Origin of the sequence: Nocardia arseniciresistens (genome assembly GCF_046764875.1) — a bacterium.
In the GTDB taxonomy this organism is placed as follows: domain Bacteria; phylum Actinomycetota; class Actinomycetes; order Mycobacteriales; family Mycobacteriaceae; genus Nocardia; species Nocardia arseniciresistens.
The window spans coordinates 220131-243727 of sequence record NZ_JBKORD010000008.1 but is presented as its reverse complement, the minus strand read 5'-3'; the positions used below and the strand labels follow the sequence as shown (position 1 = coordinate 243727).

At 65.3% G+C, this 23597-nt stretch carries 16 protein-coding genes; 2 read left to right on the top strand and 14 right to left on the bottom strand.

Annotated features, from left to right (window positions below):
• Window positions 1–15: 15 nt before the first annotated feature.
• The 3 genes from ACLMAJ_RS16935 to ACLMAJ_RS16925 all read right to left on the bottom strand — a co-directional run bounded on the left by ACLMAJ_RS16935 (window position 16) and on the right by ACLMAJ_RS16925 (window position 3231).
• A complete protein-coding gene (locus ACLMAJ_RS16935; protein WP_412014656.1) occupies window positions 16–1470 on the bottom strand; it encodes an AAA family ATPase in 1455 nt (484 codons plus the stop codon).
• 58 nt (window positions 1471–1528) lie between these two features.
• Window positions 1529–2119, bottom strand: a complete 591-nt coding sequence (locus ACLMAJ_RS16930) for a dihydrofolate reductase family protein (protein ID WP_412014655.1) — start codon at window positions 2117–2119, stop codon at window positions 1529–1531.
• A gap of 365 nt (window positions 2120–2484) precedes the next feature.
• A complete protein-coding gene (locus ACLMAJ_RS16925; RefSeq protein WP_412014654.1) occupies window positions 2485–3231 on the bottom strand; it encodes a MerR family transcriptional regulator in 747 nt (248 codons plus the stop codon).
• A 169-nt stretch (window positions 3232–3400) separates the two neighbouring features.
• Between ACLMAJ_RS16925 and ACLMAJ_RS16920 the strand changes: the two genes are divergently transcribed.
• Window positions 3401–3769 (top strand): DUF1707 SHOCT-like domain-containing protein, encoded by a 369-nt coding sequence (locus tag ACLMAJ_RS16920; protein ID WP_412014653.1) that lies wholly within the window; start codon window positions 3401–3403, stop codon window positions 3767–3769.
• Here the strand turns inward: ACLMAJ_RS16920 and ACLMAJ_RS16915 are convergent.
• Together ACLMAJ_RS16915 and ACLMAJ_RS16910 are read right to left on the bottom strand one after the other, a co-directional pair.
• Entirely contained in the window at window positions 3766–5976 is a 2211-nt protein-coding gene (locus ACLMAJ_RS16915) for a serine/threonine-protein kinase (protein ID WP_412014652.1), read from the bottom strand. The genes ACLMAJ_RS16920 and ACLMAJ_RS16915 overlap by 4 nt on opposite strands.
• A gap of 342 nt (window positions 5977–6318) precedes the next feature.
• Window positions 6319–7866: an amino acid permease gene (locus ACLMAJ_RS16910; protein WP_412014651.1), complete on the bottom strand. Its 1548-nt coding sequence runs from the start codon at window positions 7864–7866 to the stop codon at window positions 6319–6321.
• A 211-nt stretch (window positions 7867–8077) separates the two neighbouring features.
• Here ACLMAJ_RS16910 and ACLMAJ_RS16905 point away from each other — a divergent pair, with 211 nt between their 5' ends.
• On the top strand, window positions 8078–9166 hold the full coding sequence (locus ACLMAJ_RS16905) for an SPFH domain-containing protein (protein ID WP_412014650.1): 1089 nt from the start codon (window positions 8078–8080) through the stop codon (window positions 9164–9166).
• Between the two features lie 40 nt (window positions 9167–9206).
• On the opposite strand, the gene ACLMAJ_RS16900 is transcribed toward ACLMAJ_RS16905, so the two are convergent.
• The 9 genes from ACLMAJ_RS16900 to ACLMAJ_RS16860 all read right to left on the bottom strand — a co-directional run bounded on the left by ACLMAJ_RS16900 (window position 9207) and on the right by ACLMAJ_RS16860 (window position 23562).
• Window positions 9207–14144 carry an NAD-glutamate dehydrogenase gene (locus ACLMAJ_RS16900; RefSeq protein ID WP_412014801.1) on the bottom strand — a complete coding sequence of 1646 codons (4938 nt, stop codon included), beginning with the start codon at window positions 14142–14144 and terminating at the stop codon, window positions 9207–9209.
• A 168-nt stretch (window positions 14145–14312) separates the two neighbouring features.
• Window positions 14313–14885 carry a hypothetical protein gene (locus ACLMAJ_RS16895; protein ID WP_412014649.1) on the bottom strand — a complete coding sequence of 191 codons (573 nt, stop codon included), beginning with the start codon at window positions 14883–14885 and terminating at the stop codon, window positions 14313–14315.
• 107 nt (window positions 14886–14992) lie between these two features.
• A complete protein-coding gene (locus tag ACLMAJ_RS16890) occupies window positions 14993–16054 on the bottom strand; it encodes a discoidin domain-containing protein (protein ID WP_412014648.1) in 1062 nt (353 codons plus the stop codon).
• Window positions 16055–16135: 81 nt separating this feature from the next.
• Window positions 16136–16489, bottom strand: coding sequence for a helix-turn-helix domain-containing protein (locus tag ACLMAJ_RS16885; RefSeq protein WP_412014647.1), 354 nt, complete (start codon window positions 16487–16489; stop codon window positions 16136–16138).
• Between the two features lie 12 nt (window positions 16490–16501).
• On the bottom strand, window positions 16502–18211 hold the full coding sequence (eccE, locus tag ACLMAJ_RS16880) for a type VII secretion protein EccE (protein ID WP_412014646.1): 1710 nt from the start codon (window positions 18209–18211) through the stop codon (window positions 16502–16504).
• Window positions 18208–19563, bottom strand: a complete 1356-nt coding sequence (gene mycP, locus ACLMAJ_RS16875; RefSeq protein WP_412014645.1) for a type VII secretion-associated serine protease mycosin — start codon at window positions 19561–19563, stop codon at window positions 18208–18210. The genes eccE and mycP overlap by 4 nt, the downstream gene beginning before the upstream one ends.
• A complete protein-coding gene (gene eccD, locus ACLMAJ_RS16870) occupies window positions 19563–21080 on the bottom strand; it encodes a type VII secretion integral membrane protein EccD (protein ID WP_412014644.1) in 1518 nt (505 codons plus the stop codon). Before eccD ends, mycP begins: the two co-directional genes overlap by 1 nt.
• Window positions 21077–22282, bottom strand: coding sequence for a MinD/ParA family ATP-binding protein (locus ACLMAJ_RS16865; protein WP_412014643.1), 1206 nt, complete (start codon window positions 22280–22282; stop codon window positions 21077–21079). The genes eccD and ACLMAJ_RS16865 overlap by 4 nt, the downstream gene beginning before the upstream one ends.
• 449 nt (window positions 22283–22731) lie before the next feature.
• Entirely contained in the window at window positions 22732–23562 is an 831-nt protein-coding gene (locus ACLMAJ_RS16860) for an ESX secretion-associated protein EspG (RefSeq protein WP_412014642.1), read from the bottom strand.
• Window positions 23563–23597 lie beyond the last annotated feature (35 nt).

Sequence of the window (23597 nt, the reverse complement as noted above, 5' to 3'; positions counted from 1 at the left end):
ACGTGTAGCAGTAGCTTATCGATAACGAGCAACCCTACTTGTACGACGCGGCCTGCGTTCGGATTCGTGCCGAACCCGTTCCGCGAGCTCATCGGGAACGTAGCGGGCGATCTCGTTGCGCGAGGCGATCATCAGTTTCTGCCGAATGGTGGCGACCTGCGCGTCGACGGTCCGGATGGAACTGCGGCGCACGGTCGCGATCGCGCTATTGGGCCAGCCCGCCGCAGCGAATACGGCTACATCTCGTTCTGCCTGGGACAACTCGCTCCACAGGGAAGGAACTCGGGCCGGCACCGGGCGCGAAGCCTCGACAACGGCCCGCAGCTCCTGACCGACCGATTCGATCCACACCTGCTCGGTGGGGAGGTGCCAGGTGGTCTGCGCGGCCGCGGCCCTGTCTCGGAAGTAGCGGCGGTGCCGTACGGCGAGCAGCTCCGCCGCGGCGCGATCGCGGTGTTGTAGCCGGTCGCGCGCGAAGACCTGCACGCTCTCCACCAGATACCAGCTCATCGTGGTGGCGGTGAGGTGCACCGACAGTAGGGAACGCTCGGTCAGACGTTCGAGCAGGTGCTCGATCTGGGCCGCGGGCAGGAGTTCGTCCGCGCACACCGCGATCACGGCATCGAGTTCGATTCCCCTGCGCGGTGATTCGCCATCGTCGGTTTCGTGGCCGGCGGCGAATACCGACAGCCGCTCGAGCAACAGCTGTTCCCGCACGCCGCATAGCGCAAAGGACCAGGCCAGGACGTCGTATACGCCGCGGTGCCGCAGCTCCGTCCCCAATCTGGCGCCGTGCGTCCACCGCAGACGCTTGTCATCGGCGCCGCCAGAGAGCTCGCGCAGCAGCATCGCGGGTGGCTGATGCCGCAACCGCGCTGCGGCAAGGCGGATGAACAGCGGATTGTGATCGACGCGTCGGCAGATCCGTGCGGCGACGGCGAGTTGTTGGGCATCGGTCGCGATCGCGCGCCCGACGAGTTCGGCGCGCTGCCTGAACAGCTCGAGCGACTGCTCGCGCGATAGTGGCGGCACCGTCAGGATGTGCTCGTCGACCCAGCCGATCGGTTCTCTGCTGGTGGCCAGGATCGTCAACCCCGGCGCCGCCGCGAGCAGATCCGCGATCAGCGGGCCGACGGCGCCGAGCAGGTGTTCACAGTTGTCGAGCACCAGCACGGCGCGATCCGAGGAATAGTCGGTGCCCGCGCCGAATGTGCACACCGCCGACTGCACCACATCCTGCGCGGTGGCTCGGCAGTCGCCTTCCATATCAGCCAGGCTCGCCCAGTAGACCAGGCGATTTCTGGCACGATGCGCGCGCCGCACGGCCTCGGCGGCCAACCTGGTCTTGCCGATGCCACCGGGCCCGACCAGCGTGATCAGCCGAGCCCCTGCGGACAGCAAGCCATCTAGTCGGTCCAATTCCGCTTGGCGGCCGACGAATTCACTGGTGGGTGCCTGTACCAGGGACATAGGACGAAAGTTAGCCGAATGCGCGCGAACGCGCTGGAAATTTCAGGTTACCGGGACGCTACGCCGAGCGACACGCTGCTGTCTGAGGTGGTTGCTGATAGTGCATCTGCACAACAGCGCTTTCGAAGGTCATCACGTCGACCAGCTGGAGATCGGCCATCGCGGCAGGCGCCGGGAACAGCGGCACCCCACCGCCGAGTACCAGCGGATGGACGAAAAGCCGGTACTCGTCGATCAGTTCGTTGCGCATGAAGGCCGAAGCCGTCTCGGCACCACCGAACAAAACCATGTCGCAGTCTTGCTGTTCGCGCAGCGCGGTGATCTCCTCGACTATGCCGGTCCGCACGATTCGCGTATTCCAGCCCGCACTCGGCAGGCTGCGCGAGAGGACGAGCTTCGGCGTCTGCTTCCAACAGCGCGCGAAATCGACATAGAACTCGGATATCGCCGGATCTCCGTCGGCCGTCGGCCAGAACGATGCCATCATCTCGTAGGTCTTGCGTCCGTAGATGAACAGATCGGCCGCGCGCAGTTCGTCAAGAAACGATTCGCACAACTCCTCGTCCACCATCGGCCAGTGGATCTCGTGATCCGGCCCCTCCGCAAAGCCGTCGAGCGACATCTGCATCCACAGTGTCACGCTACCCATACCCAACCCATCTGCTGCCTTCGTGCCGAAGTCAGATTGTGGTGGGACGCGGCAACCGCGCGCATCAGTAGATGTGCGCACGACATACCTAAGTATATGGTGAGATGTCACATCACGGATCGTCCGCGATGCAGCCCGACCTCCTCGGACGGTCCGTCAGGAAGCGGCATCGAACCTCGAAACGATCGAGATCCGTACTGCTTCGGGTAGCCGAAAGCGATTCCAGCGCAGTAATTCTCACCCTGTATACGGCTCCGAAGCCGGTGCCGTATGCCAGCAAACATACCGCTGTTTAACGGCACGTTACAGATCAGTATCTTCACGCGTGGGAAGAGTGCGGATCGGGGGTGGAAATTTTCGCCCGATCAGGCGTGCGGAAGCGCCTCGGCGAGCTCGGCGTCCTGGTCGAGATACCGGCTGACGAAGAGCATTACGAGCTCGGCCGTCGCCTCGCCGGACATATTTTTGGTCGCCGTGCGACGGTTGGCGAGCTCGACCCGATCGGCCGAGTCCTGTTCGGACTGCTGGAAAGCCGCGAAGGCCGTTCGACGGAACAACTCGACGAAGCGACGAGCGATCCGGTCGGTGTCGGCGCGCAACTGCTCGAGTTCGTCGAGCACTTCCGCGGCGGGCACACCTGCCGCTGCCAGCTTCTCGACGATCCGGACCAACTTAGTATCCGCCATCCGGTAGTTCGTGGCGTCTACGGGCTCGTAGAGGCCCGCAGCGACCACGCGTGCGAGACCGCTGGGCACCTCGCGATAGCGTTCGGCCAGTTCCGTCGCCGCGATCGTCTCGCCGGGCTCCGAAACCACTTCGGCAACCTTCGACTTCGCCGCGTCGGGATCGATGACGCCGAGGATGTCGCCCAGGTCGTCGCCGCGGCCCCATGCGTCGAGCAATTCCCTGATGCCGTTGAGTTTGATTCCGCGATCCAGCAGCCGGCTGATGGTGCGGACACGATTGAGGTGATCCGGCCCATAGAACCCGGTTCGGCCTTTGACCTGGGGTGGGGGCAGTACACCACGCTCGTGGTAGACCCGCAGACTCCGCACGGTCGTGCCCGCCTCGCGCGCCAGCTCGTCGATCGTGTATTCAACAGCGGCAGCCATAGCTCAAGCAAACCACATCGAGTCGGCGCCGACCGCCGCCACACGGGCCGTTGTGGCCCCGACGAGGGCCGCCAGCGACAGATCAGCAAACGTCATCTCGGCCGATAACCTTCCCGCTCGTGGAAACCGACGCCCGCACAACATTTCCACCTGCACATATCCTTCCGATATGACCGATTCTGCGGGCTCTCGGGTCAGTGTCGCGGACCGTGAACGGGCGCTACTCGAACTGTCACACCACCTCGGCTCCGGCAGGCTGGACCTGGCCGAATTCGATGAACGCAGCGCGGCGGTGTCGAACGCCACCACCAAAAGCCAGCTGGCCGAACAGTTCGCGGACCTTCCCGGCGGTACACCGCCCGCAATGCGGGCCAAGGAGTCGAACCCGCTGCGCAATCTCGTCGTGGCCACCGGATCGATCGCCGTCCTGGCTCTTGTGCTCGCCGTCGTCCTGGGTAGTTGGTGGTTGCTGCTCGTGGCCATCGGCGTCCCCGCGACTTTCACACTCGCCATCCGGACAGGCGTGCTGCGCCCCTAGAACCGGGTCTGCGGCCGGACGTGGTTGGCGAGATCGACGAGCCGGTACCGATGCAAGCGGTGCGGTGCGATACGCGCGAGTGCGCGCAAGCTCGTTTCCAGCCCGCCCTGCAATCCCAGCTCCGTGAGCGTGAACCCGAGGACCGTCGATCCAGGACCCGCTGGTTGTCCGCCGGCACGCAGCCACTCCAGTGCCGCCCCTACGACGATTACCTGTAGTTGCAGTGCCCTCGGTTCGTCCGGCGCCGCGTCCAAACGGGTTGCCGCCTCGGTGAGATCGGCCTCGGTGATGTCGGCGACCGGCCTCGATACCAGCAACAGACAACCGGTCATCCGCGCGATGCTGTGGTAGCGCGATGCTGTGGGTACCTGGTCGAGGACGGCGACCGCCTCGAGCAACGCACCGTCGGTCGCGAGCCTGCGGGCCATGCCGAATGCCGCGCTGACAAGACCATGGTTGGTCTTCCACACCGTCCCGTAGTAGTCCGAAGCGAGCCGGTGCCAGCGCTGCGCGTCGGCGGGTGTATCGAGATGTTGCAGTGCGAGTTCCGCGGTGGCGGCCAGCGCGAGGGCGGGCGCGAGCTCACCGGGCAGCATGCTGTGCACGAGGTCGAAGTACTCGAAGGCGCGACCGTACTGGCCGTCGAGCAGGGCCGCGGCGGCGGAGTACCAGTCCAGACGCCAGTCGGCGTTGTACTGCGGCCGCAGGTCGGCGAGCCGATCGTTGGCCAGCCTTACATCACCGAGATCGAGGTGAGCGCGAATCGCGGTCAGCGTTCCTTCCAACTCGAAGGACTGCGGTTCCGGAATCGTCCCCGAAACAATGCGATCCGCGGCGCGTCGCAGCGCGTCGAGAGCTTGCCTCGGGTCGCCGTGCAACAGCGTGGAGAGCAGCTCGGCACTGGGGTCCTCGTTGTCCATCAGCGGAACGGGCAGCGCCGCGACCACACTCGGCGCGTCGAGGGCGGGAAGGCGATGGCGGCCGTCGGTCATGCCGTCGGTCTGCCCGATGAGCGTCTCGATGCCGAAATCACCACGCATCGAGCCGAATTCGATCGATGCCTGCGGATGTTCCAGACCGGTTTCGGCCGCGAGCACCATCCGGAGCACGCCGGCGAGCTGGCTGTACATCGAATAGGCGGAGGGAAAACGACGCTGCGGATCCAGATCGGTGGAGCGCTGCAACAGCCGGTACAGCGCCGGGTTGCGCCGCAGCAGCGGCTGCTCCTCGGGAGTCGGCAGGCCGGGCAGATAATGGCCTTCGCGATCCTTCGGCAGTTCGAGTATCAGCGCGGCCAGCGTTCTTCCGACGGTGTAGATGTCGGAGGCGACCGTCGGGCCGGTGTCGGTGATCTCGGGTGCTTGGTACCCGGGCGTTCCGTAGATGCTTCCGTAGGACTCCATCGCGGCGACCGCGCCGAGGTCGATCAGTTTGACCTCGTCCTCACTGACCATGATGTTGTCGGGCTTGAGGTCGTTGTAGGCGAGCCCGAACGAGTGCAGGTAGTCGAGCGCGGGCAGGATCTCCATCATGAAAGCAATGGCATCCGGCACCGAAATGCGTTCCGGTGCACGCAGATCGAGCATCTTCTTCAGCGATCGACCGCCGACGTACTCCATGACGATGTAGCCGTCGGCGACGTCGCGGGTCGACCGGTGCTTGACGAAGTTGTGGATCTTGACGATGCCGGGATAGGCGACCTCGGAGAGGAATTGGCGTTCGGCAAGTGCGACGACGTGCGCTTCGAAGTCGAGCGGGTTCTGCAGCCCCTTCAGCACCACCCACCGATCGCTCACATTGCGGTCGATGGCGAGGTAGATCCAGCCGAGTCCACCATGTGCGAGGCTGCCCTGCACCTCGTACTGGCCTGCCACCATCTCCCCCGGCTGCAGGGCGGGACGGAAGTTGAACGGTGAGCCGCAGCGGTCGCATTCGCCGACCACCGCGCCTGGTCCATCCTCGGTGGTTCGGCCGACCTGCTGCTGGCACTTCCAGCAGAATCGTTTGTGCTCCGGCACTTCCGGACGCTCGAGCACCGAGGTCCGTGGATCGAGCGGGCTCACCTGCGGCATGGCGACCAACCCATCGCCGAGCCGTCGCACACTAGGGCGCGATCTGGCGCTGCGGCCCGAAGCGGGCTCATCGAGCGCGGCCAGCAGGGCGCGCTCGGAATCGGTCGTGCGCGGGGAGGGAGCGGTCCGCGACACCGTGTCGGGTCCGCTGCCATTCGGGATCGGCTCGGGCTGTGGACGATCGCGCGGTTTCGACCACGGGTGCAGCAGGACAGGTACATCGGTTTTGGTGGGTCGACGAGATGACCATGGGTGCGGCATTCGCCCTGGCACCTCGGTACCGCGCACCCGCCGATTCGCCCATGGGTGCGATATCGGACGGTCGGATGCGCTGGGATGCTCCGGCATGCGAACCTCTCAAACCCACCGTGTAAACGGGGTTTCATTCTGGTCCGCCACCTGTCGACGTGTGTAAGCATTGTTCTCAGCATTGGGAATAGATCCGCCCCGGGCGTGTCGCCCGGGGCGGATACTGACTCACTCTTTGTCAGGCTTGTCGAGAACTACCGGGGTGTCGGCCTCGGCCTCGGTCGCCGACTGCATGGCGGGCCGCTCGGCGAGAACCGGGAACTGACCGGTGTACCCCTCCCGGATCTGCGCGATGCGCAGCACCTGCTTGCGGGCGAGGAACCAGCCACCCACCAGCGCGGGAACCACGATGACGACCATGGCGATCACCGCGCCGCGCTGCAGCTCGTCGTCGCTGAATGCCATCAGCACGACCACCGTCGCGAGGAACACCAGCGTCGCGTAGCTCGTGTAGGGCGCACCCATCAGCCGGAACTTCGGCCGCTCAACCTTGCCATCGCGCGCCCACTTCCACAGCTGGAGCTGGCAGACGATGATCGCCGTCCACGCGACGATGGTGCCGAGCGCCGACATGTTCAAGACGATCTCGAACGCCTTGTCGGGCACAATCGCGTTCAGACCGACGCCGAGCAATGCGATCGCACCGGTCGCCAAGATGCCGACGTAGGGCACGCCGCCCTTCGACATCCGCGACGCGATGGTCGGCGCACTGCCGTTCATCGACATCGACCGCAGAATCCGGCCGGTCGAGTAAAGACCGGCGTTCAGGCTGGAGAAGGCCGCGGTGAGCACCACCATGTTCATGATGTCGCCCGCGCCGTTGATACCGATCTGAGAGAAGAAGGTGACGAACGGGCTCTCGCCGGACTTGAAGGCCGTGTAGGGCAGCAGCAGGCCGAGCAGCACCAGCGATCCGACATAGAACAGCGCGATGCGGGCAATCACGGAGTTGATCGCGCGGGGCATGATCTTCTCCGGGTTCTCCGCCTCACCCGCCGCAGTGCCGACCAATTCGACCGCGGCGTAGGCGAAGACGACACCGGTGGTGACGAGCACCAGCGGCAGGATGCCGCTCGGGAACAGTCCGCCGTTGTCGGAGATCACGCTGATGCCGGTGGACTGGTCCTTGATCTTGAACCGGCCGCCGAGGAAGACCACACCGACGATCAGGAACGTGATCAGCGCGACGACCTTGATCATCGCGGCCCAGAACTCCAGCTCACCGAACCACTTGACCGACACCATATTGATGCTGACCACCAGCGCCAGCGCGATCAGCGCGATCAGCCACTGCGGAATCGCCTCGAAGGCTCCCCAGAAGTGGACATAGGTTGCGATGGCCGTGATGTCTACGATCCCGGTCATACACCAGTGGAAGAAGTACATCCACCCGACGGCGAAGGCCAGCTTCTCGCCGTAGAACTCGCGAGCGTAGGAGACGAACGAGCCCGAGGAGGGGCGATGCAGCACCAGCTCGCCGAGCGCGCGCAGGATGAAGAATACGAAGATGCCGCAGATCGCGTACACCAGAAACAGTCCGGGTCCCGCGTGGGCCAGCCTGCCGCCCGCGCCGAGGAAAAGACCGGTGCCGATGGCCCCACCGATCGCGATCATCTGCAGCTGGCGTGGGCGCAGCGACTTGTGATATCCCGCGTCCTCGTCGTGGAGCGAGCTCTCCGGAGCCGCCTGCTCCGAGGGAGGTCGAACTGTGGTCATGGCGAAGGCCTTTCAAGTGACGGCGATCATATCTGCGATCAATGTACCGTTAAGTAGCGGCACGTTCAATACGTGGACACTAGACGAAATATGAAGGTAACCGAAGACTTTCAGGCATATGGCCGCTGACCTGGAAGAATCGTCGTAGACATCATTGAGCGAGCCACTGAATATCGGTACGCTCAGTAGGAAAAACCGGCTAGGAGCGAACATGGCGTGGTTCGAAAGGGAGTTCATTGCGGTCCCCGAGGACCGCAAGAACCAGTTGGTCTTCAAGTGGCCGGATCTCAACATCCGCCGCTACAGCCGGGTGATCGTCAACGCGGACGAGATGGCCCTGTTCGTCAAGTCCGGACAGGTGGTCGCCACCATGGGGCCCGGCCGCCACCGCGTCGACGCGGATGAGCTGCCGGTACTCGGCGCGCTCGTCGATAAGGTCACCGGCGGGAACTTCTATCGCGCCGAACTGTATTTCGTCTCGACAAGAGAAGCGCCCGGCATCAGGTTCGGCGGTCGGCTCGCCGACATCTTCGATCCGGTCAGCGAACAGGTGGTGACCCTGCGCGCCTTCGGCGAGTTCTCGCTTTCGGTGCGCGACGCCGGCGAAATGCTCACCTCACTGACCGGCAGCGCAGATCTCGCAGATCCGGACATCGTGCGAAGCTGGACCGGCGACCTGCTGCTCAAGTCGATGAAAGTCGCTGTAACCCAAGGCATTTCAGATGGAAACTGGCAGCTGCTCGGGTTGTCGGCGCAGCTGCAACCGATCGAGTCCGCCGTCATGAAGCAGACCAATATCGCGCTGTACGAATACGGCCTGCGGATCCCGAGGATGGGTAATTTCGACATCTCCCTCGATCCGGAAGACGCCGAGCGCATCAAGCGACTCGCCAAGGACGTCAAGTACATTCAGCTTGCCGGCGACTTCCAGCGTTATGCCGCAGGTGAACTCGCACTCGGCGCCAGCCAGGGATTCGCACACGGCGGCCACGGCGCGGATGGCGGATTTCTCGGCGCCGCATTGGGTCTGGGCGCGATCCAGCAGCAGACGGGCGGTCACCCGAGTCCGTGGCACCAGCCGCAATCCGCCGCGGCTCCCGCCCAACTGCCACCCGCTGCCGACGCAGGGCCGGACTGCGCCCACTGCCACACCACTAACCCGGTCGGCGCGAAATTCTGCACGAACTGCGGCAAACCCCTGACGCCGCCGGGACCACGGCACTGCGCCAACTGCGGCGCGGAACTCGCAGCCGCGGCGAAGTTCTGCGGCAGCTGCGGAACGCGAGTGTCCGGAGGCTGACGCGGTCGCGTCGAACCTCCGGACACTCGCCGGCGGCAAATCAGCCGATGACGGTCGGCGCTACCGCGGTCGACTCGCCGCCGCTCACCATGCTGCGCACCTGGCGCGCCGCCACCGACAGCGTCGCGAGGTCATAGCTACCGGCCTCGAAGATCTGCCCGAGTGACGTACTCGCCCTTGCGAGGCGGGACCGGTTGGTGGATTCCCAGTACGCGATCTTCTCCGCGGCACTCTCGTCCGGCTCGGTGGCACTGAGCACATCCAGGGTCAGCGAGCGCAGCGAATCGTAGAGATCATCGCGGACCGCGAGCCTGGCCAGCGTGCGCCACCGGTCGCCACGCTCGAGCTTGCCGACAGCAGCAAGCAGCCGTTCGATCTCGAAATGCTCGTTCAGCGCGGCGTGCAGCACCCCGACCTCGACCGAGTCACGCTCGGTGATGTCGGCGATGTCGATCACGTCGAGCAGCGGGAACAGATGGATGAGGCCGAATGCCTCCTCGGCCAGATCCTGCGGTGCGCCGCGTTCGACCGAACCGTGCGAGCGCGCGATGAGATCGTCTGCGAGATAACCGGTCAGCCAGGCGGGAGCCTTGCTCGTGAGCGCACGGACACCGTCGCGGTAGCGAGCTATATCCGCACCGATCGCGATCGGCTGTGGCCGGTTGGCGAGCAGCCACCGCGACGCCCGGTCCAGGGCACGCTTGGTCTCGAGTTCGAGCTCGTTGCGCACCGCGGTGGACATCGGCGTTGTCCGGATCCGCTCCCACAACGCGTGCAGATCGAAGATCTCGACCGCGGCGGTAAAGGCGCGCACCGCATCGTCGGTGGTAGCACCCGCCTCCTCGGCAAGCCGGAACACGTAGGTGATGCCGCCGAAGTCGACCACGTCGTTGATCACCACGGTCGCCACGATTTCCCTGCGCAGCGGGTGGCGACGGATGGCCGCGGCGAAACGTTCGCGCAGCGGTGACGGGAAGTAGTTCGGCAGTACCGACGCGAAGGCCGGGCTGTCGGGCAGGTCACCGGCAAGTACTTCGGCCTTGAGCGAAAGCTTCACGTGTGCCATGAGATTCGCCAATTCCGGCGAGGTGAGCCCGCGACCTTCCGTGGCACGCTGCTCCAACTCCGCATCCGTCGGCAGCGCTTCGAGCCTGCGGTCGAGACCACGGCGTGCTTCGAGGTCGGCGAGCAGCCTGCGGTGCACACCCGACATGGCCACCGCGTCGGCGCGGGAGAGGCCCATCCGGAAGTTCTGCGAGATGTTGTCACGCAGCACGAGTTCGGAGACCTCGTCGGTCATGGAGGCGAGCAACGGATTGCGCTCGGCGACCGCGAGGTCGCCACTGGAGACGAGGGCGTCGAGCAGGACCTTGATGTTGACCTCGTGGTCGGAGCAGTCGACGCCCGCCGAGTTGTCCATCGCGTCGGTATTCATCCTGCCGCCTGCGCGGCTGTACTCGATGCGACCGAGCGCGGTCGCGCCCAGATTGCCACCCTCGCCGATCACCTTGACGCGCAAGGCATTCGCATTGACGCGGACGGCGTCGTTGGACTTGTCGCCCACCGCGGCATCGGACTCGGCGGCAGACTTGATATAGGTGCCGATACCGCCGTTCCACAGCAGATCGACAGGGGCGAGCAGAATGGCCTTGATGATCTCCGGCGGCGACAGCCTGGTCACCTCCGGGCCGAGGCCGAGCGCCACGCGCACCTCGGGGGTGACCGGCACCGCCTTTGCGGACCTGTCGTAGACCCCGCCGCCCTTACTGATCAGGGACGCGTCATAGTCGGCCCACGAGGAACGTGGCAGCGCGAACATCCGCTGCCTTTCCCGGAACGCCCGTGCCACCACAGGATTCGGGTCGAGGAAGATATGCCGGTGGTCGAACGCCGCGACGAGGCGGATGTGCGGAGAGAGCAGCATGCCGTTGCCGAATACGTCACCGCTCATGTCACCCACGCCGACCACAGAGAATTCCTGCGACTGCGTATCGAGGTTCAGCTCGGCGAAGTGGCGCTTGACGCTCTCCCACGCACCCTTGGCGGTGATTCCCATCGCCTTGTGGTCGTAGCCCGCCGAACCACCGGAGGCGAAGGCGTCACCCAACCAGAAACCGTACTGCGTGGCAACACCATTGGCGATATCGGAGAAGGTCGCGGTGCCCTTGTCCGCGGCGACCACCAGGTAGGTGTCGTCGCCGTCGCGGCGCACCACCCGTACCGGCGGCACCACGGCGCCGGTGGTGTGATCGACATTGTCGGTGACGTCGAGCAAGCCGGAGATGAAGGTGCGGTAGCAGGCAATGCCCTCGGCGAGCATCGCCTGGCGGTCGATGCCGGGATCACCGGTTGCCGCGGGTGGCTGCTTGACCACGAAACCGCCCTTGGCGCCGACCGGAACGATGACGGCGTTCTTCACCGCCTGCGCCTTGACCAGGCCGAGGATCTCGGTGCGGAAATCTTCCAACCGGTCCGACCAGCGCAGCCCGCCACGCGCGACCGCACCGAAGCGCAGGTGCACGCCCTCGACCCTCGGCGAGTACACAAAGATCTCGAATTGTGGCCTCGGCTTGGGCAATTCGGCGATGGCGTGCGGATCCAGCTTGAACGACAGGTATCCGATCGGGTTGCCTGTGTCGTCACGACGGTAGTAGTTGGTGCGCAACGTCGCCTTGATCAGACCGAGGACCGCACGCAGAATCCGGTCGGTGTCCAAGCTGACGACGGCGTCGATCTCGGCCTGCACCCGCTCCGCGATGCTCTCGGCGAGGATGTCGACCTCATGGCCGGTGCCGTCGGGATCGAAGTAGGCGCCGAACAATTCGGTGCACGAGCGCGCGGTCGCAGGATGGGTCAGCAGCACTCGGGTGATGTTGCCGAGGGTGTAGGCGAAACCCGCCTGCTGCAGGTACTTGGCGTAGGCGCGCAGCAGCGCGATCTGTCGCCAGTGCAGGCCGGCGCGCAGCACCAGTTCGTTGAGCCCGTCGACCTCGGCCATGCCGAACCACATCGCGGCGACGGCCTCCGGAAAGCGCTTGCGCACACTGGTTTCCGGCAGTGAGTCGAGATCGGCGGACGCCGCGAGATCGGCTTCGATATCGGCGTCGAGCGAACCGCGCAGCAGCGCGGCGGGGACACGGAGGCCGAAGTCGTAGATCCAGCGCTGCGAGCCGTCCCACAGCGTGATGCGGTACGGCTGCTCGTCGACCACTTCCACACCGAGACTGTGCACGACCGGAAGTACCCGACTCAGGGATACTCCGTCACCGGCGACATAGAGCGTGAAACGCCACTCCCCCGACGGTGATTCGGGATTGCGGTACAGATTCGTGTCGATGGCGCCGTCGGCAAGCCGCTCGAGCCGTCGCACGTCCGAGAGCGCACGGGTCGCCGAGTACTCCTGCTGATAGCTCGCGGGAAATGCGGACGCGTAATCCTGTGCGACCGTGGGCGATACGTCGGGCACGCCGGCGGCCTCGGCCACCAGACGATCGGCCCAGGTCCGCGTGGTCGCGAACAGCTGCTCCTGAATGCGCTCGCGATTGGTTTCGGAGATGTCCGCCGGGTCCGCGCCCGGCTTGCGGTGCACCGTGAAGTACACGACGGCCAGTTCCGATTCCGTGGCGCGCGCGGAGTACGCGAGCTGCTCGGCATCGAACTCCCGTCGCAGCAGCTCGCCCATCTCCACTCGGACCTCGGTCGAGTATCGATCGCGCGGCATGTAGACCAGGCAGTAGACCGTACCGCTGCGGTTATCACGCCGGAGGAACAGCCGGATCTGTCGCCGTACGCCCAAATTCATGACGCCGGAGACGGTTTCGAACAGACTGCGTGCGTCGGTAGAGAACAGCTCGACCCTGGGGAAGGACTGCATCATCTCGAGCATCGCCTGGCCGGAGAAGGAGTTCAGTGCGAACCCGGACCACTCGATGACCTGCAGTACCCGCCGGGAGATGACCGGAATGTCGAGGATGTTCTCGTGCAGGCCCGTAACGGTGAACGTGCCGACGAAGACATGCTCGCCCTTCACCATCGCCACCGTCGCTCCGGCGGGTCCAGCGCTCGTCGCCGCGCCGGTTCCGTAGTCCGCGACACTGATGTAGTAGAGGTCGCGGGAGCCGGGCAGCAGCGAATCCACCGAGCCGTTGGCCAGGCGCAGCACGGGCCGCTTGACTCCGAGTACGGGGGCGCTGACATCGGCGACAGATCCGTTGTGGAGCACGCCGAGGCCGGTTCCCGGAATCTGCCACGGCTCGAAGGCCGCATCCGGACGCGGTGCGGAGCGACGGAAACGGTAGTACCCGTAACCGAGTGTGGTGAAGTGGCCGTCGGCCATCCAGCGCAAAAGGTCTGCGGCCTCGGGGATTTCGGGATCGCCGGCCCACTGCGCGGCATTCTCGAGCCCGTCGGCGACCGTATTCATCGCCCCGACCATGGTCGGGGTATCGTCCGCGACGCGGCGCAGATCGCTCAGTAGCGGCTCGAGCGCATGCGCGATCCGGTCCACCTGCTCCTCGGCGAGTCCGTGGCCGAACTGCACGTGGATCCACGATTCCGCGACGGCGTCGGGACCGGGATCCACCTCACCGTCGCGAGCGACGATGGTCAGCAGCTTGCCGTCACCATCGCGAGTGACGTAGAAGACCGGATGGATGACCTCGGTGACCGTGGCGCCGAGTCGGCGCAACGCGGCGGTCACCGAATCGACAAGCAGCGGCATATCGTCATTGACGATTTGGACCGCGGCCCCGAGTCCGCTGCTGTCGTCGGGCCGGTACACCTTGGTCGTCGCCGACCCGGGAGTGCGGACCGCGGCCAACTCCATGTGTTGACGGAGAATCCGCTCGGCCCGATCCGTGATCGCCGACGTGGACGTGGACGCTCCGGGTTGGATCCAGCGGAAGTAGGCCGCCTCCAGATCGGTCGGGTCGTTGCGGACCCGCCCCGGAGTAATCGTCTGCTGAGTGGTTGCCACCATCGAACCGCTGCCTTCCCGAGAACTGACCTCGTAACGTACGGTTTCCATACGCTACCTGATTAACGTACCGTTGTATAGCGGCACATTAGGCGATGCGACATGGGTATACGTCGCGTTTACTGCACACTTATTCGGATCGAGTCCCGCCGACCCGGTGGTAATGCACCGTCAACGGGTTAAACCGGCCCGTGTCAGGAAGGTCTGAGCGGCTGCCTTACCGGTGAAAGTCCCGGTTTCCAAGCTCAGGCCCGACCGCGTATCGGCGTACCACGCGGTTGCCGAAGGGCCGACCGCGGCGAAAATCTGGCCGTCCGTCACGACGGTTCCGCCTGCCGCCCGCCATCGACGGATGATGTCGCCCAGCCGTTCCGGCGAGGACGACTGCGCGTAGAAGGTCAGCTCTTTACCGCCTGCGATCCCACCGGACAGCAGCGAACTACTGGCTCCGATGACGCATTTGTCGACCATCTGTGCGGTATCGAACCGCTCGCACGACGCATTGGCCCGCACCGACTCCGGCAACGCGCTTTCACCAACTTGCGGTGGCGCCAATGGCATAGAAGGCAACGAGAACGAACACGAGCGGATCACCAGGACCACGAGTCCGACCATGACGGCGGAAAATATGCCGAGCGCGCGCCACTGCCAGCGCGGATACCCCGCGACAGTCTTGACCGCCGACTCTGCCGTCTCGACCGTCTTTTCCACCACGTGAGCCGTGGATTCAACAGCAGCGGCCACCTTGTGCGCCGCAGCGCGCAACGGTGCTCCACAGTGGGCGCATCGGGAGATCGCGCCGCCGATATGGCGGTGCGAACAGTACTGACAGATCAGCTCGGACATAGTGGTCAATGTCCGGTGACCACGACCGAGGAGATCGCGGTGGTATTGATGGCGGGCTCACCCTTCGATTCCAGCACGGTCAACACGATCTTGGAGGCGCTCACCGGTGGGTCGATCTTCGTGGTCACCAAGGTGCGCTGGTCCAGGGTCGGCTGCGTGTAGGTGGTTGCCTTGCCGTCGTCGAAAAGATACGAAACCCGGCTAGCAGTACGGTATTTGGCCCATTGGTCCGCGCCGTCCGGGCTGATGTAATCCCAGCCGGGAACGATGCCGATCGAATCGATCTGATAGGTCTTGCCGAGCTCGATGGTCAAGACTTGGCCGTCGACCTTGAAAGCACGCACACAGGACCACGCTTTGCCGGCCTGCCCACCGAAGGCATCCATCGCCGAAGTGCTGCCCGGCGGGCATTTCGACTGCGCGGACTTGACCGTGATGGTCTGGCCTACCGCCGCGGTACTCGTGGTCGTCGGCGCGGCCGAGGTCGGGGGCGGCGTGATGACGAGAACACGATCCTGCTCCTGCGAATCGTTCCCGCCGGTGGTGATCAGCAGCAGCACGAGCAGCACGGCGACGACAGCGCCGACGGCCAAGGCCACCTTCGGCTTCCGAAGCTGGATAAGCGCCCCACGGGCGTATTCGTCAACGGGCCCGAACCGACTCGAGGCCGATGAGCTCGATCGTTCGTCCGCCGATGACTTCGGCGGAGCTTCTGCCTCGGCGGCTCCGCTCGGTGTCGCTGTGTTCGGCTCCGAGTAGCCGGGCGCGTAGTCCATCGAAGACGGAGTGTCCGTCGACTGACCATTAAGCAACGCCAGGATTCGCTCGCTCGCCTTCGGCCCGTCGACCGACCGCAGCCGCTGGACCGGAGCCGACGGATCCGATTCGAACTCGGGCTCGTTGAAATCCGGTGCGCCCGAAGCTGATCCGCTCGACTCCGGCCGGTCGAGGCTCGGCATCGGGCCCAGACCGATCTCAGCAGACCCGAGCTCCGGATCCGAGAGCAAGGTGGCCAGAACCGCACCTCGATGTCGGAGAAAAATATCTCCCGGATCCTGGTCGGACATGGTCCGGATCGTATCCGCACCGGCGGCCCGCTTCCGATCGTCGCTATTCCCGCTGGAGAGAACAGCTGATCGGACGGGAAATCAGCGCTTCCTCTCCTCGGTCACGAAATACTCGGGAGGAACGTCGAATACCCGAGCCAACGCGATAACCAGGTCCAAACGCGGAATCGCGTCGCCGTGGATGAGCCGGTAAAGACCAGACTGCGATACCGGCACATCCGGATAAGCCAATTCGAGGTGCTGCGCAAGCGAATACAGCGTCAACGAGCGCGTTGAACCATCCTCGGTCGAGACCACGGATTCCGCGATCAGACCAGATAATCGGCTGGAAAAAATGGACGCCGCAGCCTGTCTTGGAGAGAGTGCGTCGCCCCCGTCCTGATGAGACAGGTCGCCGCCATCGGAAGGAGAGTCCGCTACCACGGTGATAGACATTACCGACACCCCTCAGCTAACGCGACGGCCGCCGGGCTGCTGCGATGAAACCGCAACTGCGGAACCTGTGGCCGTTTGGCCGTCATCGGAATCGAAATAGCGTGTTTCGCCTCTCGGCTCGATCAAATCCACCCGCACGGTGCGCATCGGGATACTGACATCTACAGCGGTCGCACTGACCTGACTGATCGTGAGGTCCACCACGCGCCGGCGTGGACCGCCAGGGTCGCTGATGGTGACCGTCGTCGACGCGTTCGACGCCCGCGCCGGTAAGTGGTCGAAAACGGCGATAGTCGCGTCCCCGTCCCCGTCGTCGGCCGCGGCCGCCCCTTGACCCGGCTCGGGGATGAGCCGCAGCGACCGGGAATCCCCGACCGCGGCGACCAGTTGTCGCCAACTCTGCGGCCGGGACGAGTGAATCTCCACATCCGCTCCGACGACCATGGCACGCAGCACGATTTGCTGCGCGACCGGCAACATGGCGTGCACGTCGACGGTGCGCCTGCGCGGGTTGTAGCGCGCCGGGTCGAACAGCGGAAGTGCGAGAGTGTGCCGCGGTTGCCCGGTGAGAGATCCGAGGATCTGACCATTGGGGCCGATGGCGACCACGAGTTCGTCGGCCAGTTCCTCGGGCGCGATATCGGATCCGGATTCGTCGCCGCGCACCGCACGAATCGAGGTCGCCGTCGGTAGCGTGGCCATCAGTGCGATCGACTGGTTGCCGGTCAGCAACCGCAGGTACTCGGGTGGTTGCGTGGTAACGGCGGGACCGACGAACCGGACAAGCGCACGCGGGCCCGTCTCCACGTCGGTCAGACTGACCACCAGGGTGGTGCGGCCGCGGTTCCAAGTCCAGCAATCGTCGAGTCCGACACCGTCGAGGCGGGTCCAGTCGATCAGGAAGCTGGTCACGCAGCGACCGGGCGCCGACGATTCCAGGTGCCCCCAGGTCTCCCTGAGATCCGAGAGCTCGACTCCGCCGTGCAGCATTCGCGTCGCATCGCGCACCGCCGAAGCGGGCAGGGCTTGGGCCTCGATGCCGCGTTCGCGCAGCCGCCCCGCGATCCGGTGTGCCGCGGTGGCCAGTGCCTTCGGCCCCGTCACCGCGCACGGACCGCGCTGGGCCAGCGTGGTCAGATTGCGTTCCTGGTCCAGTCGGACCACCAGCCAGGTCAGCCGGTCACCGATCACCGGATGGGAACCGATCAGCTGGTCGTACAGCATGCTGTAACTACCGCTCGAGCGGACGCGCTGACCGGTCGTCACGATATCGATATCCACGGCGATGCCGTATTGATCGAGCATCGGTAGCAGTAGGTCGGTCCGCATCGTGTCTTCGGTATAGAGGCTTCGTTCCGAGATCACCGTGGGCAGATCGAGGTTCGGGGCGAGCTGGATCATGGCGACCAGTGTCGTACCCGCCTCGTGGATGCCACAGAGCCCGGCCGCGACCTCGATATCCCGAATCTGCGCCGGCTGCGAACGCTCGCGCGCCCTTGCCGTGCGTTTGACCCGATACTCCATCCAGTCCAACAGCCAGCGCACCGCGGTCCGACCATTGACACGAACTGTCACCGTCACAAGCAGGATCGTGACGACCGTCGCGCCGACCCACCACGGCGTCCGAGCGGACAGCATGACCAGAAACGGACTGCCTGCGATCACGATCGCCGCGAAGGGACCTCGTTCTACACCGGCGGCCCGAATACTCGGAAAGCTCACCGCCTCCTCCGGATCACCGAACTCGCGTAAGTCGCGCCGACGCCGAGCAGCACCGCCGCGAAGATGACGACCGTCGCCGTCACGGCGGGCTTCTTGTCCGCGGCCCGCGGCGGTGCCGGAATTGCCAGCGGTCTCGAGGAGAACAGCCCGGCGGGCGGCTTCGGCGCGCTGCGGTAGCCGAGGGCGACCATGGGATCGATGATGCCGGCGCCGATCACGTTATCGATGCCACGAGCCGGTGCGTGCGCGCTGGCCTGTAGGCGCGCGCTGATGTCACCGGGAGTCTCGTTGGGGAATCGCGATCGCAACAACGCGGCCACCCCGCTGACGTAGGCCGCGGCAAAGGACGACCCGCCGACCGGCACCAGTTTGTTGGCCTCACCGATTCCGTTGATCAGGCCGCCGCCGTCGGGACCGAGCGACTCGATACCGGTGCCGGGTGCACCGACCGAAACCCACGGTCCACTCATGGAATCACCCATCGGTGCACCGGTCGCGGTCGTGAATCCGACGGTGAGTACATCGGGTGCGAACCACCCTGGTGTCGAGATCGTCTGCACGTACTTCCAGTTGCGCAGGTCTTCGGGGCGCGTCCAATCCATATCGGGATTGCTCCCGCAGTCCGCGACGCTGGTACCTCCCGCGCCCGCCACGATCAGTGCCCCTCGGATGTGCACGGCGTACCCGATCGCGGCCGCCAGCGCCGATTGATCCACTTGCTTCTGGACCGGCACACAGATCGGCAGCGACACCGTGATCACTCCGGCACCCAGATTCGCCGCGCGCACGATGGCCCGTGCGAGCGTACGGATCCTGAGGGCCGTGACCGCGGCCGGATCGAGTGCCGCCTTGTCGGCGGAGAACGCGCCGGAATGATTGCGGATCGAGATGATCCGCGCATCGGGTGCGACACCGGTGAATCCGTCAGCGGCATCAGATGTGGCACCGATGATTCCGGCGATCAAAGTTCCGTGGGCATCGCAGTCCGATAGACCGTCGCCTCCCGCTGCGGCGTAATCACCGCCACCGATCAGGTTGGGCAAGCGTGGATGCGGGGACACGCCGGTATCGATGACGGCAACGGTGACGCCGGCGCCCCGGCTCAGGGCCCGGGCGCGCGGTAGGTCCAGCGCCAGCTCAGCAGGCGGAGTGCGCGATAGATCGCTATCGCGTAGTACACCGGCGGGCAGGCACCCCTGATCTTGCTTGGTCGGGAATTCCGGGCCGGGCGGATCATCCAGCGGCGGAGGCCCGACCACCACCTGGGGTGGCGCGAGCGCGCTCACCGGTGCCGCGGTAATAGCGAGCACTGCCGCGGCCATCACCACGACAGCGGCCTTGCCGAGTTTCATCAGATCGCTCGCATCGCGGTGTAAACACCCATGATCCAAAAGGCGATGACGGGGATAACGAGAATCAGCAGGTACTCCACCAGGTCGATGATCCGGCGGGTCACCGGCGAAAGGCGCTTACCGGGCAACTGGAGCGCCGCGACACATCCGGCACAGGCAGCCAGCGTGACCACCAGCCCGACAACGAGTCGGGGGCCTGGGGTTTCATACGCTCCGACCAGGACGAATCCGACGCCGGACACCGTGAGTGCCGCAGCGGCGATCAGGGCGATCGCCTGCGTCCGGTCCGGATACCAGCGCGCCCGCATCGCGAGCACCCCGGCGATCGCGGCGGCCATGACGATCTCACGGATACCACCCGGGCTCACCGCGGCGGTGAGGACGGCGCCGATCGACAGCAGGGCCGCGACCGCGGCGATCAAGCCGCGAAGACTGGTCACCGCCAATCGAGCACGGCCTTCGATGCCGACTTCGGCGTGTCTGCGCTGCTGCTCACTGCTGTCGGTGTGCTCGTCACCTTCGCGCGCGGTTTCGGCGTCGAACAGGTCGGTCAGCGTCGCGGGCGCTACTTCGTTACCTGGGTCCGGCAGGTCGGGCGGTCGAATTCGCGCGATCACCACGGCGATTCGAGGAGCGGCCGTGAGCAGAATGAGCGCGATGAACACCGTGCCCGCGGTCACCTGCCGGACCGAAAGATCCAAATACGTCAGCGGCAGGGTCGCACCGGTCACGCATATGCCGAGGACCGTCACCGCCATCAGGGTCGCGATTCCCAACCCGGTCAGCCGCATCATGGTGGTGGCGGCGACAGCGACCATGACGGCGCCTGCGGCGAGATTGGCCGCGGCGAACGGACCGGGTTGACCGTAGGCGGGTGGTACCAGCATCGCCGTGCCCGCGAACAACAGCGGCGTCGCCGACAACGAAAGTCCGAGGGTGATCCGTGGCGCCGCGCTGCGCCTACGCGCCGACATGGCCGCAACCCAGCAGACCACGCCGAGCACGAGCGCGGGCAGGGCACACAACCAAATCGAACCTGTCGAGGTCCATGACCACGACAACATCGCCGCGACGGCCGCCGAGCCGACCGCCAGCACCGAGAGGCCGACGACCGCCGCTGTGCCCGCGTCGAATTCGGCGAACTCGCGCTGGTTGATCAATGCCAAGGCATCGGTGATGTCTTCGACGACCGGAGTGAACTGTTCGGCCGATTCGACCACCGACAACATCAGCACCGCGCCGTCGCTGACCTCGTGGTCACCGAGGCTGCGCCACCGCGGAATCGGGGGCTCGCCCGGACGTGCCAGACTCCACAGCCCCTGCGGCGGAGTGAAGTCGACGTTCTCGTCGTCGATGGCCGAGGCGAGCACGCCGAGCAGATCGTCGATGAACGTTTCGATCGTGAACTTGGTCGGCACCACGACATCTACCTGATAGGTAGAAACCATCACCGCGATCCGCGCGCGCGCGACCTCCGCGGTCGGCTGCGTACCGGGGGGTGCGACAGCAGCGGTCATCGACGCCCTCCGCGATCACCGGCATCACCGGAGAGATAGCCGGGGAAGCTATCCGAGAGCCAGGCCGCGAGTTCCTCGAACGCGAGCCCAGTGTCCTTGTCGAGCAAACGCAGGTCGATCTCGCCACCTTCGGCCAAGTGTTCGTCATAGGGCATCACGCACGTCGGCCGCTGCGCGGTCGCGAAGAGCTTCTCGATCGCGGCGACATCGACGGTCGGTTTCGCGGGTTGGTGATGCACGATCGAAACGATCGATTTCGCGATCAGGTGCTGCAATCCGTGCGCGCCCAACCAGTTGATCGTGGCAACCGCGCCGGTAACACCGCCAACGGTCGCCGGAGTGACGACGACGACCGCGTCGCTGGTTTGCAGGACGGTGGCGGTCGCGGAATCGAGCACGCCGGTTCCGCAGTCGACGAGTAGCAGGTTGTAGTGCCTGCGCAACACCTCGACCGCGGTGGCGTACTCACGGCCCGACAGCGCCTCGTTGGCCTCGGTCGTCCACGGCGATGCGATGACAGCGAGGTCGTCATTGTTGATCGAGGTGAACGACTGCACCGCGGAAAAGGCATCGAGGTTCGGCGCCTGCGCGAGGTCACGCAAGGTCAGTCCGTAAGGGTGGCGGCTGGTGCGGGTGGCGAGATCGCCGAAATCCGGGTTCGCGTCGATCGCGACGACACGGTCGGGCCGCAAGCTCGCGAAGGTCGAGCCGAGTGTCGCGGCGGTAGTCGTTCGACCGACTCCACCCTTCACGCTCACAACGGCGATCTGGTAGGTCGTGGTCAGCTGGCGTCGGATGCGCGAACGGCGATCCTCCGCGCGCTGTTCTGCCGGAGACAGCCCCAGCTTGAATCCGACCTTGTTCAACGCACCACGCACACCGTGGTTGGCTCGCAGTTGCGCACGACGGGAGGCGGCGATGTCGCTCAGCAGGTCGATCGAGCTGAGCGTGGCGGGCAATACCTCGATCCGCGGCAACTGTTCGTAGGCAGCGTGGTCGATGCGTTCAGGGACCCAGGACGTCGCGGGGGCGGCGGCCTGCTGCCAGACAGCACCTTCGCCTGCGGTGGAATAGGTATTGGTGGACACCGATTCCGGGCGCGCCAGGGCCTGCGAGGGAGCAGCGGACGCCGGTGCGGCCGAATAGTCCGTTGCCGCAGCGCTATAGTCCGTTGCCGCGGCGCTCCCCTGCGCGTGCTGCATCGCCTGCGGATTGTCCTGCGATGGCGGCGCTGTGCGAGTCTGCGGGGTTGCCTGGGCCTGCGGTGCCGCCTGGCCTTGGGGGTTTGGCTGAGACGGTGCTGCCTGGCTCTGTGACGCCTGAGCGGGCGCTGCCTGTGATCGTGGCGCTGCCTGGCTCTGCGGCGCGCTCGGCGCGGATGGTGGGGTACTCACACCCTGTGTCGCGGCACGATCATTCGCTGCCGCAGGCTCTCTCGGAGCTCCGGCCGCGGGGCCGCTGCGATACGCGGTCGCATTGGTGTCAGCACCTGCTGACTGCGTAGGCGCGACAGACGTGTCCGAGGGTTCACCGGTCGGCGCGAAAAACGCATCGTAACCACCCCGAGCCCGGACGGACTCGGTCGAATGACCGTTAGTACTCGGTGCTCGGTTCATATCCGTCGTCCTCTCGACAACCCACAGTGCGACGTTCAACCAATTCGACTGGTATCGAACCAACTTCGGCCGGGCAACAGTTCTATCAGAGCGGCGATGCCGGCCCGCACGGCCGTATCGTCGCCCGGAGCGTACGTCGACCAGGCTTGCCCGTCCATCGCCTTACTCGGTGTGACGATAAGTCGCCCCGATAGCGTGTCGATCACGCTCACACCAACTTCGGTCTGCGCCGAACCACCGTCGCGGTGTTCGATCACCAGGATCTCGGCGCGCCGTTGCACCTCCTCTAGTACCCGGCTGAGCAAACTCGCGGTCTGCGGATTCGCGCCGAGGTCCAATAGGGCCCTTCGTCGCTCATCCTGATCGGACGGGACTTCGCCGAAGTCCTCCGAAGTCGCGGTGAGCGGCTGGAAACGCAGTACCTCTTTCGAGCCGAGCGCCGCGACCAGGCCGGCGGCCACGCTCTCCAGATCTTTCCGTTCCTGGAACACCGACTGGATGACCACGGCGTCATCGCAACGCACCGCGAGCACATGGGTGTCGCCGCTGCGCACCAGGGAAAGCCGAAGCATGCCCTTCGACCCGCCATCCAGACCGGTGTCCAGAATTCGTGCGACCAATTCCATATCGGGTCGGTATAAACACTGCAACCAATGTTCGACCGTCGGGTGCACGCGGTCGCCTTCGATGATGCCCACCTCGGTGAGCTCCTTCGCGACGACAGCGCGCACCCGATTCCGATCCTCGATGCGGTAGATATTCGGCAGTAATGCCAGCACCGGAGGATAGGAATCGATGCCGACCATGCTTTGCAATAGCAGGGCGGCATCGACATTGAGGTCGATCGCTATCGGATCAGTATCCACACCTTCACCAAATGTCGAGTCGTGCAGTGCAATCC

Coding starts and splice junctions, on each gene's coding strand:
- ACLMAJ_RS16885 (WP_412014647.1), bottom strand. CDS start 16,489: ATGTCTATCACCGTGGTAGCGGACTCTCCTTCCGATGGCGGCGACCTG.
- ACLMAJ_RS16890 (WP_412014648.1), bottom strand. CDS start 16,054: ATGTCCGACCAGGATCCGGGAGATATTTTTCTCCGACATCGAGGTGCG.
- mycP (WP_412014645.1), bottom strand. CDS start 19,563: ATGAAACTCGGCAAGGCCGCTGTCGTGGTGATGGCCGCGGCAGTGCTC.
- ACLMAJ_RS16865 (WP_412014643.1), bottom strand. CDS start 22,282: ATGCAGCACGCGCAGGGGAGCGCCGCGGCAACGGACTATAGCGCTGCG.
- ACLMAJ_RS16900 (WP_412014801.1), bottom strand. CDS start 14,144: ATGGTGGCAACCACTCAGCAGACGATTACTCCGGGGCGGGTCCGCAAC.
- ACLMAJ_RS16930 (WP_412014655.1), bottom strand. CDS start 2,119: ATGGGTAGCGTGACACTGTGGATGCAGATGTCGCTCGACGGCTTTGCG.
- ACLMAJ_RS16920 (WP_412014653.1), top strand. CDS start 3,401: ATGACCGATTCTGCGGGCTCTCGGGTCAGTGTCGCGGACCGTGAACGG.
- ACLMAJ_RS16935 (WP_412014656.1), bottom strand. CDS start 1,470: ATGTCCCTGGTACAGGCACCCACCAGTGAATTCGTCGGCCGCCAAGCG.
- ACLMAJ_RS16925 (WP_412014654.1), bottom strand. CDS start 3,231: ATGGCTGCCGCTGTTGAATACACGATCGACGAGCTGGCGCGCGAGGCG.
- ACLMAJ_RS16905 (WP_412014650.1), top strand. CDS start 8,078: ATGGCGTGGTTCGAAAGGGAGTTCATTGCGGTCCCCGAGGACCGCAAG.
- ACLMAJ_RS16910 (WP_412014651.1), bottom strand. CDS start 7,866: ATGACCACAGTTCGACCTCCCTCGGAGCAGGCGGCTCCGGAGAGCTCG.
- eccD (WP_412014644.1), bottom strand. CDS start 21,080: ATGACCGCTGCTGTCGCACCCCCCGGTACGCAGCCGACCGCGGAGGTC.